This is a genomic window from Chryseobacterium sp. KCF3-3 (assembly GCF_045865955.1).
Classification (GTDB): Bacteria; Bacteroidota; Bacteroidia; order Flavobacteriales; family Weeksellaceae; genus Chryseobacterium.
In genome coordinates, this window is sequence record NZ_AP035792.1 from 3324938 (window position 1) to 3340834 (window position 15897).

14 protein-coding genes and 1 riboswitch are annotated in these 15897 nt (G+C 37.4%); of the genes, 6 read left to right on the forward strand and 8 right to left on the reverse strand.

Annotated elements, in window-relative coordinates; all coding sequences use genetic code 11:
* Positions 1-9 precede the first annotated feature (9 nt).
* From ACKTTZ_RS15065 to tsaE, 3 genes are all read right to left on the reverse strand, one after another.
* Positions 10-381 (reverse strand): hypothetical protein, encoded by a 372-nt coding sequence (locus tag ACKTTZ_RS15065; RefSeq protein WP_407845930.1) that lies wholly within the window; start codon positions 379-381, stop codon positions 10-12.
* Positions 381-1571 carry an alanine dehydrogenase gene (locus tag ACKTTZ_RS15070; protein WP_309875101.1) on the reverse strand — a complete coding sequence of 397 codons (1191 nt, stop codon included), beginning with the start codon at positions 1569-1571 and terminating at the stop codon, positions 381-383. Before ACKTTZ_RS15070 ends, ACKTTZ_RS15065 begins: the two co-directional genes overlap by 1 nt.
* Positions 1572-1638: 67 nt before the next feature.
* Positions 1639-2046 carry a tRNA (adenosine(37)-N6)-threonylcarbamoyltransferase complex ATPase subunit type 1 TsaE gene (gene tsaE, locus ACKTTZ_RS15075; protein ID WP_407845931.1) on the reverse strand — a complete coding sequence of 136 codons (408 nt, stop codon included), beginning with the start codon at positions 2044-2046 and terminating at the stop codon, positions 1639-1641.
* Between the two features lie 315 nt (positions 2047-2361).
* Between tsaE and dnaG the strand changes: the two genes are divergently transcribed.
* Together dnaG and clpP are read left to right on the forward strand one after the other, a co-directional pair.
* Positions 2362-4350, forward strand: a complete 1989-nt coding sequence (dnaG, locus tag ACKTTZ_RS15080) for a DNA primase (protein ID WP_407845932.1) — start codon at positions 2362-2364, stop codon at positions 4348-4350.
* Between the two features lie 111 nt (positions 4351-4461).
* Entirely contained in the window at positions 4462-5148 is a 687-nt protein-coding gene (gene clpP / locus ACKTTZ_RS15085; protein ID WP_027373257.1) for an ATP-dependent Clp endopeptidase proteolytic subunit ClpP, read from the forward strand.
* Positions 5149-5497: 349 nt separating this feature from the next.
* Here the strand turns inward: clpP and ACKTTZ_RS15090 are convergent, their stop codons facing one another.
* On the reverse strand, positions 5498-6604 hold the full coding sequence (locus ACKTTZ_RS15090; RefSeq protein ID WP_407845933.1) for a T9SS type A sorting domain-containing protein: 1107 nt from the start codon (positions 6602-6604) through the stop codon (positions 5498-5500).
* A 62-nt stretch (positions 6605-6666) separates the two neighbouring features.
* A riboswitch (cobalamin riboswitch) is annotated at positions 6667-6859 on the reverse strand.
* A 224-nt stretch (positions 6860-7083) separates the two neighbouring features.
* On the opposite strand from ACKTTZ_RS15090, the gene ACKTTZ_RS15095 reads away from it, so the two are divergent.
* On the forward strand, positions 7084-8352 hold the full coding sequence (locus ACKTTZ_RS15095) for an esterase-like activity of phytase family protein (RefSeq protein WP_407845934.1): 1269 nt from the start codon (positions 7084-7086) through the stop codon (positions 8350-8352).
* Positions 8353-8429: 77 nt separating this feature from the next.
* On the opposite strand, the gene tpiA is transcribed toward ACKTTZ_RS15095, so the two are convergent.
* The 4 genes from tpiA to ACKTTZ_RS15115 all read right to left on the reverse strand — a co-directional run bounded on the left by tpiA (position 8430) and on the right by ACKTTZ_RS15115 (position 11379).
* Entirely contained in the window at positions 8430-9188 is a 759-nt protein-coding gene (gene tpiA, locus ACKTTZ_RS15100; RefSeq protein WP_407845935.1) for a triose-phosphate isomerase, read from the reverse strand.
* A 55-nt stretch (positions 9189-9243) separates the two neighbouring features.
* Positions 9244-9591 (reverse strand): TerB family tellurite resistance protein, encoded by a 348-nt coding sequence (locus tag ACKTTZ_RS15105; RefSeq protein ID WP_034692300.1) that lies wholly within the window; start codon positions 9589-9591, stop codon positions 9244-9246.
* A 110-nt stretch (positions 9592-9701) separates the two neighbouring features.
* On the reverse strand, positions 9702-10811 hold the full coding sequence (locus ACKTTZ_RS15110) for a BT_3928 family protein (RefSeq protein WP_407845936.1): 1110 nt from the start codon (positions 10809-10811) through the stop codon (positions 9702-9704).
* A gap of 1 nt (position 10812) precedes the next feature.
* Positions 10813-11379 carry a DUF1599 domain-containing protein gene (locus ACKTTZ_RS15115; RefSeq protein ID WP_253316541.1) on the reverse strand — a complete coding sequence of 189 codons (567 nt, stop codon included), beginning with the start codon at positions 11377-11379 and terminating at the stop codon, positions 10813-10815.
* Positions 11380-12016: 637 nt separating this feature from the next.
* On the opposite strand from ACKTTZ_RS15115, the gene folP reads away from it, so the two are divergent.
* From folP to ilvD, 3 genes are all read left to right on the forward strand, one after another.
* Positions 12017-12787 (forward strand): dihydropteroate synthase, encoded by a 771-nt coding sequence (gene folP, locus ACKTTZ_RS15120; protein ID WP_407845937.1) that lies wholly within the window; start codon positions 12017-12019, stop codon positions 12785-12787.
* Positions 12788-13159: 372 nt separating this feature from the next.
* Positions 13160-14032 carry a branched-chain-amino-acid transaminase gene (ilvE, locus tag ACKTTZ_RS15125; RefSeq protein WP_253318216.1) on the forward strand — a complete coding sequence of 291 codons (873 nt, stop codon included), beginning with the start codon at positions 13160-13162 and terminating at the stop codon, positions 14030-14032.
* Between the two features lie 180 nt (positions 14033-14212).
* On the forward strand, positions 14213-15895 hold the full coding sequence (gene ilvD / locus ACKTTZ_RS15130; protein ID WP_407845938.1) for a dihydroxy-acid dehydratase: 1683 nt from the start codon (positions 14213-14215) through the stop codon (positions 15893-15895).
* Positions 15896-15897: the final 2 nt, after the last annotated feature.

Genomic DNA, 15897 nt, shown 5'->3' on the forward strand with positions numbered 1-15897 from the left:
GTATTAAAACTATTTAAGTTTTTTAAGACCGTTTACCGTCACGGTTTCTTCACATTTTTCATACGTGATTTCGTAAGACGGATTTTTTTCAGGATAGGTTAAAAGATAGTTCGGGCAAGGTTTTTTTTGTGCATGGCTGCGGTCAAAATCCACTTTTCCTTTGGTAATGATACTGTCTTTTATAAATTTCTCATCAATCTTGTAGGCTGCCATTGCATTTTTAGCTTCTTCAGAATATTTGAATTCTTTGGAAAGGCTTTCCGCAATGACACGGCTGTTCGGTAAATATCCGCTGCAGCTTGCCCCTTTTTTGTTTAAAATAAAAAATACGATCAAAAGCCCCGGAACGAAGCCTATTGCATAAAATTTCAGTTTTTTCATTAGAAAATTAAAAGATTGATATCGTGGTACGTAAGTCCGAAACGGTCGCAGATGATCTTCTTGGTATGTCTTCCTTTGTACATATATAAGCTCTGCTTCATTTCGTTTTTGCGGATCAGCATGTTTTCAAAGCCGCCCTCTTCGTCATAATTTAAAATATAGGAAAGGAAGAAATTTGAGATGGCCTTGGTGGTGGTTCTCGGCATTCTTGAAGTAAGGTTCGGAAGTCCGCAGTGGATAACACCGTGTTTGATGACATAAGGATCTTCCATGGTAGTAAGTTCTGAGGTTTCAATAACTTTACCGTTATCTATGGTAATGTCAATAATGACACTCCCTTTTTTCATTTTCATCACCATATCTTCAGTGACGATGGGAGTCATATTCAATCTTGGAAGAGCTCCTATCACTACATCAGCACGTCTTAAGCTTTTGCTGAGTTCTTTAGGATCAATAATGGAAGTCGGTACACGGCTGTCAACAATCGTGTGAAGTCTTCTCAGCTTGGATAAAGAATTGTCAAAAACCTTTACGCTGGCTCCTAAACCAATGGCTGCTTTCGTTGCAAATTCGCCTACAATTCCGGCTCCAAGAATCACTACTTCTGCAGGTCTTACTCCTGTGATCCCTCCCAGCATTAAGCCGTTTGATAAGGCCAGTAATTCTGAAGCATATAAAATGGAAACAGTTCCTGCAATTTCTCCAATTAATCTTACCAATGACAGCTGTTTGTATTCATCAACGATAAATTCAAAAGCAATGGCGTTTATTTTTTTCTCTGCAAGTTTTAAGAAATATTCCTTGTCTCTGAGGTTGATCTGAAGTGCCGAAACCAGATATGTATTAGGTTTCATGTACTCAATTTCGTCTTCAGTAGGAGGGTTGACTTTCAGAATAAGATCCTGCCCGAAAGCCTCTTTAGGATCATTAGTGATCTTCGCTCCTGATTCGGAATACTGTAAATCTGTAAAAAACGAACCTTCCCCGGACCCGGATTCTATAATGATCTCATGGCCGTGCTCTACCAATACCTGTACGGCGTCAGGAGTGATGCAGGTTCTCCTTTCGTTGAGACAGGTCTCTTTAGGAATTCCAATACTAAACTGTTTTCCCTTTTTAATAACCTCCAATTTTTCCTCTTTCGGCATTAATTCTTCTTCTGTGAAAGGAGTAAAAATATTTGTACTCATCCTTAAATTAAATTATGTCTTACAGATTGTTATTTACACTCAATTAATGAGCAAAGATACATAATATTTAATCGAATGAAACTTCTCTGTTTTCACCCGTGTTCACAATACTCATTGTGTGATAGTTGAGACCATAAAGCTCCTCTTCATACACTTCCGGCCACTCGATAATGCATAAAAAAGAGTTGTCCAGATACTCTTCAATACCGATATCATAGACTTCTTCAATGTTTTTTAAGCGGTAAAGATCAAAGTGATATACTTTTCCTTTTTCTGTATTATATTCATTCACAATAGAGTAGGTAGGTGAATTGACTTCATCCTTGCTGCCCATATTTTTAAGCAGAAATTGGGTGAATGTGGTTTTACCTGCTCCCAGATTTCCCTTTAATAAAAGAATATGATGCTGTAATTGAGGAATGATGCTGTCAACAACTTCCTGCCAGTCTTCGATTGTATTGATAGTGAACTGCATATACTAATTTGTTTTGCAAAAATAATGATTTATGAGTTTTTAATGAGAAATTAGAGGCTAGAAATTAGAAATTAGCGGTTGAAAGTTAGAAGCTGAAAGTTATTAATTATGAATGATGAATTATAAGTTATGAGTTTAACTCCTACACATTCAAACCCTACTACCAAAAATCTCGAATCTCGTCATCCCGGGCGCAAAATGTTTCCACTCTCTAGCCCTCAAACCCTCAAACCCTCAAACTCTCAAACCCAACAACTCGAATCCCGAAACCCGAAACACTTCCAACTTCTCCATAAAATTACTTAATTTTACAGCATGATTTCCAAACAGACCATTGATAAGATATTCTCCACAATCCGCGTTGAAGAGATTGTAGGCGAATACGTGCAGTTGAAAAGGGCAGGGTCTAACTACAAAGGACTCAGTCCGTTTCATGAAGAAAAGTCTCCGAGTTTTGTGGTTTCACCCAGCAAGCAGATCTGGAAGGATTTCTCCACAGGAAAAGGTGGTACAGCCATTTCTTTCCTTATGGAAATTGAGAACTTTACTTATCCTGAGGCACTTCGCCACGCTGCCAAAAAATACGGAATTGAAATTGAAGAAGATCAGCGTGAAATTTCTGAGGAAGCAAAAAATGCCCAGACAGAAAAAGATCTTTTATATAAGATTCATGAGGTTGCCAATACTTATTTTCAGGAGATTCTTTGGGATGATCAGGAGGGTAGAAGTATAGGTCTTTCTTATTTCAAAGAAAGAGAGCTGAAGGATGATATCATTAAAAAATTCCAGCTGGGATATTCTCCGGAGAAGAAAAATGCTTTCACGGCTTATGCCCTGGAGAAAGGGTATACCAAAGAAATTCTTGAAAAATCCGGACTTTCTATTTTCCCTGAAAACACTCCTGCAGGCGTAGATCGTTTTAGAGAAAGAGTTATTTTCCCTATTCACAGTTTTTCCGGAAGGGTTTTAGGTTTTGGAGCAAGGATTCTGAAGAATAATGTCAAGACTGCGAAATATCTCAACTCACCGGAAACGGAGATCTATCATAAATCCAATGTTCTTTACGGATTAAACCAGAGTAAACAGGCTATTTCAAGGAAGAATGCCTGTCTTTTGGTGGAAGGATATATGGACGTGATTTCACTTCATATGTCCGGAATTGAAAATGTGGTAGCAAGTTCCGGAACGTCTTTGACTACAGAGCAGATTAAACTGATTAAGAGGCTTACAGAAAATGTAACGATTCTTTTTGACGGTGATAATGCCGGTATCAAGGCCAGTTTCCGAAGTATTGATATGCTCCTGACAGAAGGAATGAATATCCGTGTTTTACTTTTTCCTGATGGAGACGACCCGGATTCCTTTGCCAGAAAACATCCGCAGGATTACGTTGAAAAGTACATCGAAAATGAAGCGATGGATTTTATCGACTTTAAGGCGGAAATTCTGTTGAGAGATATCGGAAATGATCCTATCAAAAAGGCTGAAGCCATAAGGGATATTGTAAAATCGGTTTCTTTTGTACAGAATGCCCTGAAAAGAGAGGTTTATCTTAAAGAAGTTTCCAATAAATTCGGACTTTCCGAACAGAGTCTTTTCAATGAACTGGATGTTCAGAAACAGATCACGCAGAATCAGACTCATCATGTTCAGCAACAGCAGAAGGAAAAAACAGCTGCTCCAAAGATGGAAGTTGTGCCTTTGGACCAGGAAAAAGAAGATCCTTTTCTGTATGATGTACTGTTCATGGAGAACAAGCTGGTAGATCATATGCTGATGTTCGGAGATATTATTCTGAAAAGAAGAAATGATCAGAACGAGGAATATGATATTACCGTTATTGAAGAAATTCTTCATCATTTCGAAGAAGAACAGTATATATTTTTAGTCAAAGAAAATGAGATCATTATCAATCAGGTAAGGGAAGGGATTCAAAAAGATGAGTTGAGAAGTGGAAACTTTTTTGTATCTTTTATGGACGAAGAAATTACTACCAAGGTTGTAGATGCTTTAATTCCGTTGGATGAGCTTGAAAACTGGGCTTCCAGAAATATTTATCCTCCCAATTATGGTGATAAAGTGGCAGATCAGATCAAGGGAGATGTTTTGCTGCATAAATACAGATATATTGACTATCTGATCAAGGAAACGGCTAAAGAACTCGATCAGTACAGCAGTACGGATGAAGTAAAATATTATGAGCTGATCAAAAAGATTACCCTGTTGAAACAGGCGTCTATCCGATTGAATAATATGATCGAATATTCACCTATCAAAGGAATATATGTAGATAGAAAAAGATAATTTGACGTCAGGTTTTTGAGTATTCTGTGACAAAAAGTCCTATAAAATTTTAGGAATAAATATTGTAATTTAAACTTCGAGAATATTTAAAAAATAATACATAATAAAAATATGGACATTAAAAAAGAATTCAGAGATTTCTCTGTAAAGCATTTAGGAAACAACGGTTTGGTTACCGATCAGTATATGGGAATGTATGGCCCAACGAATCTTACTCCGTACATCATGGAAGAAAGAAGATTAAACGTTGCTCAGATGGACGTTTTCTCCCGTCTGATGATGGATAGAATTATCTTCCTTGGAACAGGTATTGATGATCAGGTAGCAAACATTGTTACGGCTCAGCTTTTATTCTTAGAAAGTGCTGATCCTTCAAAAGATATTCAGATCTATATCAATTCTCCTGGTGGAAGTGTATATGCAGGTTTAGGTATTTATGATACGATGCAGATCATTAAGCCGGATGTAGCAACAATCTGTACAGGTATGGCTGCTTCAATGGGAGCTGTATTATTGGTTGCAGGAGAAAAAGGAAAACGTTCTGCGCTTAAGCACTCAAGAGTAATGATTCACCAGCCTTCAGGAGGTGCTCAGGGAGTTGCTTCTGATATGGAAATCAACTTGAGAGAGATGTTGAAACTGAAGCAGGAACTTTATGAAATCATCGGTCATCACTCAGGACAAACATACGAGTGGGTAGAAAAATCTTCTGACAGAGATTACTGGATGACTTCTGAAGAAGCGAAAGGCTACGGAATGGTAGATGAGGTTTTACAAAGATCTACAGAGAAAAAATAATTGATTTTAAAATCATAAGAAAACCGCACCAGATTGGTGCGGTTTTTTTGTTGGATTTGTATTTTAATCACTCATTTAAGTTATTTACCAAATGCTTAGACTCCTGTGGAAAGACACAATTGGAATAATGGTTTATCCATACAGTTTGTCATTCCGTAAGAATACAGCATAAGGATTCAACAACAGATGTGAGAGAAAAATTACAAACCAGATCAAAATTCCAACTGAAGGGGTAAAAATTCCCCTCCGCTGGAGGGGTGGCGAAAATTCAAAGAATTTTTGACGGGGTGGTTTTCAACAGTATATTTTACTCACATCTTCACAAAAAAAGCGACTCAAGTCGCTTTCTCTATTTCTTAACAATCTTATGGATCGTTGTATTTTCAGAGGTCTTAATTTCCACAAAATAAACTCCAGAGTTTAAAGAATGAATATCAATCTTAGTAACTTGGGAAGTCATTACTTTCTGTCCTGCTACAGAATAGATATTCACTTCTTTCAGTTTCTCAGCCGTTTCAATCTGAATAAAATCACTTGCCGGGTTTGGATAAATATTGAGTTTTTTCTTTGTCACAGAAGAAATTCCTAAAGTCAGCTGTGCTTCAGAGGGTGTAAATGGTCTTCTTAGCCCAAAGCTCAACCCAAACCAATCATTATTGCTCAGCTGAATCTGAGAAAGGCTGGCTTTTGTTTGCCAGCTTGATAGATCTTTTCCTTTATATAGCTTCCAGCTGTCTGATCCGGAAGCATTCCCTGCAAAGGAATTCAATGATAGAGTAGCAATCTGATTATTCGCTAATGCAAAATTAAAATAAGAAGCCTGAGATTGGATCAGTTGTAAAGCCTGCTCAGCATTGATACTTCCGTTGTATGTAATTCCAAAAACAAAAGAATTCGCATTTCCGTTGGCATTATCAGTTCCGAAATCAATAACGACAAGGCTTTTATTAGTTCCTGTTCCCACCCAGTTCGTAACCTGAGACGGAGTAAACCAGGCAGAACTGTAGGCTGGAACGGGAGAAGAAGGAGGAATATCGTAATGATCAAGGCCGTAAGTCACTCCATACCATTTTCCGTCCTCCAAAGGCGTATAACCTACACCATTGTTCCATGTCATGTTTGATGAACTGGATCCGGACCATGTTATCCAGCTGTCATCAACAGTAGATGTGTGATGATTATAATTCAGAATAGAAAGATATCCCGTAGGAATGTCAACCTGCATTTGGGATTCTGCTGCCACAATTGCATTGATAAGATCTTCCATCAACAGGCCATCGCCGTCAAAACGATATCCCCATGCATAAGAATTGGGAGAGCTGTCATCATTAAAATCTGCAATGAAATATGCTTTTTTAGAACCTGTTCCTACCCAAAATTTAATGTCGTTTTCTGTAAATTGGGCCGACAATACCTGCATGCAAAGCAGTAAGAAAAAAAGATAGATTTTCCTCATGATATAATTAATTTAAAGTTTTATTCCCGAAACTTATCTTCAGAGGAGAAATAATTCTTTCTCTGAATCTGGTGCTTTACGGCAGGTCTCCTGGCTCACATCTTACAGCTTCCTTCCCGGATTTTCAGGTCCAGTGGTTTTTCGTGCAGTAAGTTTAAACAGTTTACAGTTGCGGGTACAGCCCAAGATTTGAATATTATTCTCACTTGATTCCCTATTAATGAACATTGTTCAGCCTTAAAACGCTGCAAATATATCATATAAATTGATAAGTCCGTTTTGTGAATTATTTTCCTTTAAAAAGTTGATTTTCAAATTGATTAACGATTGGGCTGGATTCTTGGTTTTTCATTTTCAAACAGGTTCTTTTATTATTTATCTTCAATGCATTCTGTCTGTTCTATTGTTAAAAAACAATTATCATTGTATTTAAGATCAGTTTACAATCAAGCCCTATTTTCGCAGCCATAAAATAGCATATGAAAAAATTACTATGTTCTGTGGGTATACTGGCTGTATTGGCTTCCTGTAAAAGTGATGACGATACCACAATGATTAATCAGGATATTAATTATTCCAAACTACCTCAGGAATTTCCATTTACAAAACTGGCTACAATAAACGGTGTGGATGTTATTAACGGTGGCTTTGGTTCCGGAGCAGCTGCTCATCCTACAAGAAAGGGAGAATTTTATGTCATTACAGATAGAGGTCCTAATACCGACTTCCAGAATGGGAAAAAGTTTCTTGCTCCTAATTTTACTCCAACCATTATGCATTTTAAAATCAATGCTGACGGAAATGTAGAGGTCATCAAATATATTAAACTTAAAAATCCATCCGGACAACCTATTACAGGACTTCCAAATCCTGTAGGAATGGGAAGTACCGGAGAAGTAGCTTATGATGCTTCCGGAAATGTTTTGGGTACTGATCAATATGGTCTTGATAGCGAAAGTATTGTTGCTGCCGCTGATGGTACATTCTGGGTTTCTGATGAATATGGTCCACATATCGTACATTACAGTGTAGACGGAGTAGAAATGGAAAGAATAAGCCCTGTTGGCGTAAATACAGGACCAAGAAAACTACCAGCTGTTTTAGCAAAAAGAAGAGCCAACAGAGGAATGGAAGGACTTTGCATGACTCCGGATGGAAGAACATTGGTAGGTACAATACAATCCATGATGTTTGTTCCTAGTAAAGCATTGGCCACCAATACTACTTTAACGAGAATTGTCACTTTTGATATTATTACAGGGCAAACCAAGCAGTTTTTATACAAACAGGATGGTGGCGCTTCTGATTCGGTGTGTGATATTACAGCCATCAGCAATAATGAATTCCTGGTGATTGAAAGAGACGGAAATTTCGGTTCTCAGGGAGGAATCAAAAAAGTATACAGAATCAATCTGAGCAATGCTTCCGATGTGAACGGAGCCGATATTAATGCGGTGGACGGAATGAAAATTAACGGAAAAGCTTTAGAGCAGTGTTCATGGGATGAAATTACCAATGCAGGAATAAAAGCTGTTACCAAAACATTAGCCGTAGATCTGGTTGCAAAACTGGGTTACGAGCATGATAAATTCGAAGGAATTGTTTATTTAGGAAATAATAAACTGGCTGTTTTCAATGATGATGATTTTGGAGTAGTGGATGATGGAAACGGAAATCCAAAAGCTAAAATTTTACCTAAAACGGGTAAAGTAGACAAAGGAACAATGTATGTAGTCGATATTCAATAATTAGATTTTTTTAACGGAAAAGCGGCGGAATCTTCGATTCCGCCGCTTTTTATTGGATGATATATAAATATTTTATATTAGTTAAAACCTTCAATAATCTTAGAGAAATCCTCTAATTTCAAAGCTGCTCCTCCAATCAGACCTCCGTCGATATCCGGCTGAGAGAAAATTTCTTTAGCATTGTCTGGTTTTACAGAACCTCCGTAAAGGATAGAAACCTCATCAGCAACTTCCTGTCCGTATTTTGCAGCGATGATACTTCTGATGTGTGCATGGATTTCCTGAGCCTGCTCCGGAGTTGCTGTTTCTCCTGTTCCGATCGCCCAAACCGGTTCGTAAGCAATCACTACCTTCTTAATTTCTTCAGCAGAAAGTGTGAAAAGCGCTACTTCAGTCTGGTTTTTTACTACCTCAAGGTGCTGTCCTGCTTTTCTCTGCTCAAGAGTTTCCCCGTTACAGTAAACAGGAATAAGACCTTTGTCAAGAGCTAATTTGATTTTTCTGTTACAGTGAGAATCTGTTTCTCCGTGATACTGTCTTCTTTCAGAGTGCCCGATTAGTGATCCGGTTGCATCAATAGATTCCAGCATATCTGCAGAAATTTCACCAGTATAGGCGCCGCTTTCATGCTCGCTCATATCCTGAGAAAATACTCCTATTTCATCCTTTTCAAAAACATCTTTTGCCATCATCAAATACAATGCAGGTGGAGCAATCCAAACCTCACAGTTCGTAGCATTGTTGTTTTTATAGCTTAGTAACTGAATCATTAATTGTTGTGCATCAATTACATTTTTGTTCATCTTCCAGTTTCCTGCAACTATTTTTCTTCTCATAAGATTTAAATATAGATTTATTTATTTTTTTAAGTTTGTGCAATGTGTTGAGCGTTTATAATCCCCAAAGGTTTTTCAACAGTACGTAGAACGTATGTTCCTCTTCCGTTACTTTATTATCAGCTTTGATCAGTGATTTTGCAAACTGAACAAATTTCACACGCTCGTCCTCTGTAGAATCTTCGTGGAAACATCTTGCATGGAATTCAAAATGATCTTTCCATTCTTCAGGCTGCAAAAGAGCCAATGTTTCAAGCTCGTTGTCAAGATTCATTCTGAAAGGAAATTCATCCGCCATGTATTGCTGTACCAGCATTCCTTCCTCAGGAGCAAATTCTCCGTCTACAGAAGAAAGGATCATAAGTAAATGATAACCGGCGATTGATTTATTTGATTTTTGCATGAGTTGTTGTATGTTTAAGTTTAGTGTTTAAATTTGATAATTGATAATTAATACATGATTATTTCTCGTCAAAGAAAGATCATTTATAAGTCATCATTCATCATTTATAATTAATTAACGTAGTCCTTTGCAGGCTGTTTATCTATAATTTTTCCGTTTTCAAGAATCAGTACAAATGGGTTGCTTCTCGCTATTGTTTTGATAGCAGTTCCATCCATCAGTACATTTTTGATGGTTTTAAAAGTATTAGGTTCTGTGGAAACTCCGTAGATAAGAGCACCTTTCTGTGCTTTTACCTTCGCTTCTACTTTTTGAAGCAGATCTGCAGGAATCTCTTTTGGATGATATGAGAAAACAAGAACTGCTTTTGGTGCATTAATGATTTCCTGAGTAACTTCCATTCCTGTAGGATCTTCAATCTTGAATTTTACAATTTCAGATTTATAGCCTTCTTTAATAAGGACAGATTCATTCTTTCCATCTTCAATTTTCCATGGAGAGCCTTCTGCCCAGTATTCTGTTTTTTTGATATAATCATCCTGATTTACTTTTACAACGGCTCCTGTTTTCTGATTTTTCAGCGTGTAGAAAGTTTTATATTCAGAAGGGTTTTTATCAATTTTTGCTTTTTCAGCTTTTATATCAGTCCCGATTTTATAATCACGGAAATCAATAATAGGTTCATGCATAATTCCTTGAGCCATAACATAAATCATCCCTAAAGAAAAGACAGTTAAAAGGATATATTTAAAGGTATTGGAAGACTCTTTCTGAGTAATTCCGTACTCATCTTTTTTACGGAAATCTTTTCTGTAAAGGATAAATAAGATAATCAATCCTACCAGCAGTACAACATCTTTTAAGAAGCTCTGCCAAGGAGTGAATTTGATAGCATCTCCAAAACATCCACAGTCGGTTACCACATTGAAATACGCTGAGTAAAATGTAAGGAATCCAAAGAAAACACAAAGTGCAATTAATATGGACAAGGTAAACTTAAGCTTTAATTTAAGCAACAGCATAAATCCTAAGAAAAGCTCCAGTACCACTACGATAATGGAAAATAGCAGAGCAAACTTTTCTAAAAAAGGCATGTTGAAAACCGGCGGTGCGAAATATTCTTCCATTTTGAAAGAAAAACCTACCAGATCCACGGCTTTTACAAAGCCTGAAAGGATAAAAATAACAGCAATAATAAAGCGTAATAAACCTTTGAGCATATTAAATATTTTTGGGTTCGAATTGATTTTCTTTTTCTGAGAATTTGATAAGGCAGAAGACTGCATAATTCAGCATATCGAAATAATTGGCATCAAGCCCTTCCGAAACAATGGTTTTTCCCTGATTGTCCTCAATCTGTTTAGTTCTTAATACTTTCTGATAAATAAGATCTGTAATTGAAGAGATTCTCATATCTCTCCATGCCTCACCATAATCATGGTTTTTTCTCTCCATCAAAGCCTTTGCTTCAGTGGCATACTTGTCATAAAGACCTAAAATTTCTTCCTTATTTTCGTTGAAATCATTGGAAAGACCTTTCTCTAGCTGAATAAGTCCAATGATAGAATAGTTCACAATGGCGATAAATTCATCTTCCTCACTTTCATCCACCATTTTTTTATCAGTCATCTGCAGCGTACGGATCCTGTTGACTTTGATATAAATCTGATCGGTAATGGAACTCGGTCTTAAAACCCTCCATGCTGCACCATAATCCTGTAATTTTTTACCGAAAAGATCACGGCACTGACTGATAATTTTCTCGAACTGTACTGATGTTTTTAGCATAAATTTTCTTAATCTTCCAAATATACGAATTCGGTTTTAGATTTTTGAATTTGATGAGCTGAGTTTGTGAGTGAGAGGGTTTGAGTGTGGGAGAGTTTGAGAGTTTTAGAGTTTCGGGTTTCGGGATTCGAGTTTTTGGGTTTGAGAGTAAGAGGGTTTGAGTGTGGGAGAGTTTGAGAGTTTCGGGTTGCGGGATTCGAGTTTTTGGGTTTGAGAGTTTGTGAGTGAGAGGGTTTGAGTGTGGGAGAGTTTGAGAGTTTTAGAGTTTTGGGTTGCGGGATTCGAGTTTGAGAGTTTGTGAGTTTGGGAGTAAGAGGGTTGGAGGGTTAGAGAGTGGAAACACTTTGGGCTCGGGATGACGAGATTCGGGATAGTATAGTTTGAAAGTGTAGGAGTTAAACTCATAACTTATAATTCATCATTCATAATTAATAATCCAGCCTATAATTTCTAATTTCTTCTCATTAAAAACTCATAAATCACTAATTTTGCACTACAGAAATCATTCATCAATTATCATTAATCCATAATCATCCAACTCATGCTCTCCAACTCTCCAACTCTCCAACCCTCCAACGCTCCCACCTACTCAATCAATTGCAACGGCCGGTTAGTACAACTGGACACCCCAAAAATTATGGGAATCCTCAATATGACACCGGATTCTTTCTCGGATGGTGGGGAATTCAATAATGAAAAATCAGCATTGAAACATGCAGAAAAACTATTGAAGGACGGAGCAGAAATATTGGATATTGGTCCTCAGTCTACACGCCCCAATGCCGAATTTTTAAGTGCTGAAGAAGAAATAAACAGACTTGGAAATCTGATTTCTCTCATTAAAAAAGAATTTCCGGAAGCCCTGATTTCTCTGGATACTTTTTATGCAGAAACAGTAAGATTCGGATTCAATGAAGGAATTGATCTGATCAATGATATCTCTGGAGGTCAGTATGATACGGAAATGTTTGATACCGCTGCTGCAACGAAACTTCCTTATATCCTGATGCATGTAAATCCTTCTTATGAAACCATGCATGATAAAATAAAGTTTGAAGATATTACACTGGAAGTGAACCAATATTTTGCTAAAAAAACAAAAGAACTTTTAGAAAAAGGAGTGAATGATATCATTCTTGATCCCGGTTTTGGTTTCGGAAAAACAGTAGAAGATCAAATGAAAATGATCCATGAAGTTGAATATCTGGGATTCGGAAAATTTCCTCTTTTAATAGGTATTTCCAGAAAGTCATTTATTTACAAACCACTTGGGAAATCCCCTCTGGATATCAATGAGGAAACACAGAAACTCCACATGGCTGTACTGGAACAGGGAGCAAAAATTTTAAGGGTTCATGATGTGGCTTCAGCAAAGGAAACGTTGACTCATTTTTTACGAAAAAAATAAAAAGTGTGAAAAAAACTTGTGAGTAATTAAAAAGTTTATACATTTGCAGTATGAATTTTACGAATCAGAAAAATATTATTGTCATTTCTATTATTGCTGTTGTCATTAACAACAGTAAGGAAACGGCATTTTAAATAGATTTTAATTTAAATTATATATAAAACCGTTTCAAATTATGAAACGGTTTTTTTGTTTTTAATTTTTTATAGTATAAGAATATGTATCAGTTATTATCAGTAATTATTATCGTCATTATTATTCCCTTGCGTCTGTGAGAAGGAAGGTGTATGACTGTACATATATTGAGCCCTCTCACAGTGTGAGAGGGCTTTTTTTATTCCCATTTGTTAATTTTTTTTAAACCCCTATAACATGTATTACAACGACGACACAACCATCTATTTTGACGGAAAATTTATGAAAGCGAAAGATGCCGGAACTGATCTGTATGGACAATCTCTTCACTATGGTTACTCTGTTTTTGAAGGAATTAAATCCTACAGCACAGATCATGGAACTCAAATTTTTAAAGCAAAAGAACACTACGAAAGACTGAAAAGATCAGCAGAACTGATGCATATTCCTTTCGATTATTCCGTAAATCAGCTTACAGAACTTACCTATGAACTTCTGGATCGAAATGGATTTACCGATGCTTATATCCGTCCATTGGTTACGTGCTCTCCCAATATGTCTCTCTCAAAAGGACAAAAATCTTACCTGTCACTTCTAGCCTGGGAATGGAATAACGGCTATCTGGCAGATAAAATGAAAATTATGACTTCCCCTTTTCAACGTCCTAATCCTAAAGCTTTCAAGGTGGAAGCCAAAGTAGGAGGACATTATGTAAACTCCATATTAGCCTGTCAGGATGCCAAAGATAAAGGCTATGATGAAGCGCTGGTTCTGGATGAAAACGGGAATGTTGCCGAAAGCTCAGGTGCCAATGTGTTCTATGAAAAAGGCGGAGTTTTATATACTCCGGCTAAAGGAAGCATCCTTCCTGGAATCACAAGACAAACGGTGATGGAGATCTGCGATGAGCTTGATATCCCTGTAAAAGAAACCTTTTTTAAACCAGAGGAAATGCGGGGTGCAGATGCAGGCTTTTTCTGTGGTACCGCAGCAGAAATTGTTGCCCTGGATTCACTTGATGATGTTCCTTTTACCAAAGACTGGGAAAACACAGCAAGTGGGAGAGTACAACAGGCATATTTAAAATTAGTAAGAGTTCTGTCATTGTAAATATTATGAATTTAAATGTTTGATTATCAATTGGATAATTCTGTTTTTTGAATAATTGAATATTGTAGTTTTTAGAAAAAATGAAAATGAAAAGAATATTACAAAATGTAGTTTTGGATCAAAATTTAGTAAAGAACTCTATTTGAAGAAGAGGAAAAGAATAGAAAATGTAGGAAAAGTATGTTAAATAAATATTCAAAAACATTCACGCAAAATAGCGAACAACCCGCAGCCAAAGCCATGTTGTACGGGATAGGATTTACAGAGGAAGATATGCACAAGGCTCAGGTCGGAATTGCCAGTATGGGCTATGACGGGAACACCTGTAATATGCATTTGAATGATCTGGCTCAGGTAGTAAAAAAAGGAACGTGGAATCATGGATTAGCCGGATTGATTTTTAACACCATCGGAGTAAGTGACGGAATGAGCAACGGAACAGATGGAATGCGCTATTCTCTGGTAAGCCGTGATGTGATTGCAGACAGTATCGAAGCTATCTGTGGAGCACAATACTACGACGGATTGATTGCATTACCAGGCTGCGACAAAAATATGCCGGGAACCATCATCGCAATGGGAAGGCTGAACAGACCATCTATCATGGTGTACGGAGGAACAATTGCTCCCGGCTGCTATAAAGGTGAACAGCTTAACATTGTTTCTGCTTTTGAAGCGTTAGGAAAAAAGATAGCTGGAGAAATCACTGAAGAAGATTTTGATGGAGTTGTGAAAAATTCCTGTCCCGGAGCTGGTGCATGTGGTGGAATGTATACTGCGAATACAATGGCATCTGCAATAGAAGCGTTAGGAATGAGTCTTCCGTATTCCTCTTCCAATCCGGCTTTAAGCAAAGAAAAACAGGAAGAATGCCTTGAAGCAGGAAAATATCTGAAAATATTATTGGAAAAAGACATTAAACCTTCGGATATCATGACCCGCAAAGCTTTTGAAAATGCCCTTCGCATGATTGTTATTCTTGGGGGAAGCACTAATGCCGTTCTACATTTTATAGCCATGGCAAAAAGTGTAGGAGTGCCGCTTACTCAGGATGATTTCCAAAAAATGAGTGATAAAACTCCGGTGTTGGCAGATTTAAAACCAAGCGGGAAATACCTGATGCAGGATCTGTATGAACACGGAGGAATACCATCAGTCATGAAATACCTCTTAAACCAGGGATTATTACACGGTGATTGTTTAACAGTAACCGGAAAGACATTAGCTGAAAATTTAGAAAATGTTCCCGATCTGGATTTTAATACACAAAAAATTATAAAGCCTCTTTCAGAACCTGTAAAAGCTACAGGACACCTGAGAATACTATACGGAAATCTTGCGGAAAAAGGAAGTGTAGCCAAGATCACAGGAAAAGAAGGCGAACGTTTCGTAGGTAAAGCCCGTGTATTTGATGGTGAAAAAAATCTGATCAGAGGAATTCAGGATGGAACCGTACAGCATGGAGACGTCATTGTCATCCGTCATGAAGGCCCGAAAGGAGCTCCCGGAATGCCGGAAATGCTGAAACCCACCAGCGCACTGATAGGAGCAGGACTGGGAAGCAGTGTTGCTTTAATTACAGACGGAAGATTCAGCGGAGGAACCCATGGCTTCGTAGTAGGACATATCACTCCGGAAGCGCACGAAGGAGGTCTGATTGCCTTTGTAAACGATAATGATCTGATTGAAATTGATGCTGTCAACAATACCATACAGCTTAAAGTCTCAGAAGAAGAAATAGAAAGAAGAAAACAAGGATGGCAAAAACCAGCCCTTAAAGTACAGAAAGGATTGCTTTATAAATATGCATTAACAGTATCATCAGCTGCAGAAGGTTGTGTAACGGACGAAATCACTCAATAAGA

Excerpts from the sequence above, each read along its gene's own strand:
- ACKTTZ_RS15065 (WP_407845930.1), bottom strand. The coding sequence starts at position 381 with ATGAAAAAACTGAAATTTTATGCAATAGGCTTCGTTCCGGGGCTTTTG.
- ACKTTZ_RS15070 (WP_309875101.1), bottom strand. The coding sequence starts at position 1,571 with ATGAGTACAAATATTTTTACTCCTTTCACAGAAGAAGAATTAATGCCG.
- tsaE (WP_407845931.1), bottom strand. The coding sequence starts at position 2,046 with ATGCAGTTCACTATCAATACAATCGAAGACTGGCAGGAAGTTGTTGAC.
- dnaG (WP_407845932.1), top strand. The coding sequence starts at position 2,362 with ATGATTTCCAAACAGACCATTGATAAGATATTCTCCACAATCCGCGTT.
- clpP (WP_027373257.1), top strand. The coding sequence starts at position 4,462 with ATGGACATTAAAAAAGAATTCAGAGATTTCTCTGTAAAGCATTTAGGA.
- ACKTTZ_RS15090 (WP_407845933.1), bottom strand. The coding sequence starts at position 6,604 with ATGAGGAAAATCTATCTTTTTTTCTTACTGCTTTGCATGCAGGTATTG.
- ACKTTZ_RS15095 (WP_407845934.1), top strand. The coding sequence starts at position 7,084 with ATGAAAAAATTACTATGTTCTGTGGGTATACTGGCTGTATTGGCTTCC.
- tpiA (WP_407845935.1), bottom strand. The coding sequence starts at position 9,188 with ATGAGAAGAAAAATAGTTGCAGGAAACTGGAAGATGAACAAAAATGTA.
- ACKTTZ_RS15105 (WP_034692300.1), bottom strand. The coding sequence starts at position 9,591 with ATGCAAAAATCAAATAAATCAATCGCCGGTTATCATTTACTTATGATC.
- ACKTTZ_RS15110 (WP_407845936.1), bottom strand. The coding sequence starts at position 10,811 with ATGCTCAAAGGTTTATTACGCTTTATTATTGCTGTTATTTTTATCCTT.
- ACKTTZ_RS15115 (WP_253316541.1), bottom strand. The coding sequence starts at position 11,379 with ATGCTAAAAACATCAGTACAGTTCGAGAAAATTATCAGTCAGTGCCGT.
- folP (WP_407845937.1), top strand. The coding sequence starts at position 12,017 with ATGGGAATCCTCAATATGACACCGGATTCTTTCTCGGATGGTGGGGAA.
- ilvE (WP_253318216.1), top strand. The coding sequence starts at position 13,160 with ATGTATTACAACGACGACACAACCATCTATTTTGACGGAAAATTTATG.
- ilvD (WP_407845938.1), top strand. The coding sequence starts at position 14,213 with ATGTTAAATAAATATTCAAAAACATTCACGCAAAATAGCGAACAACCC.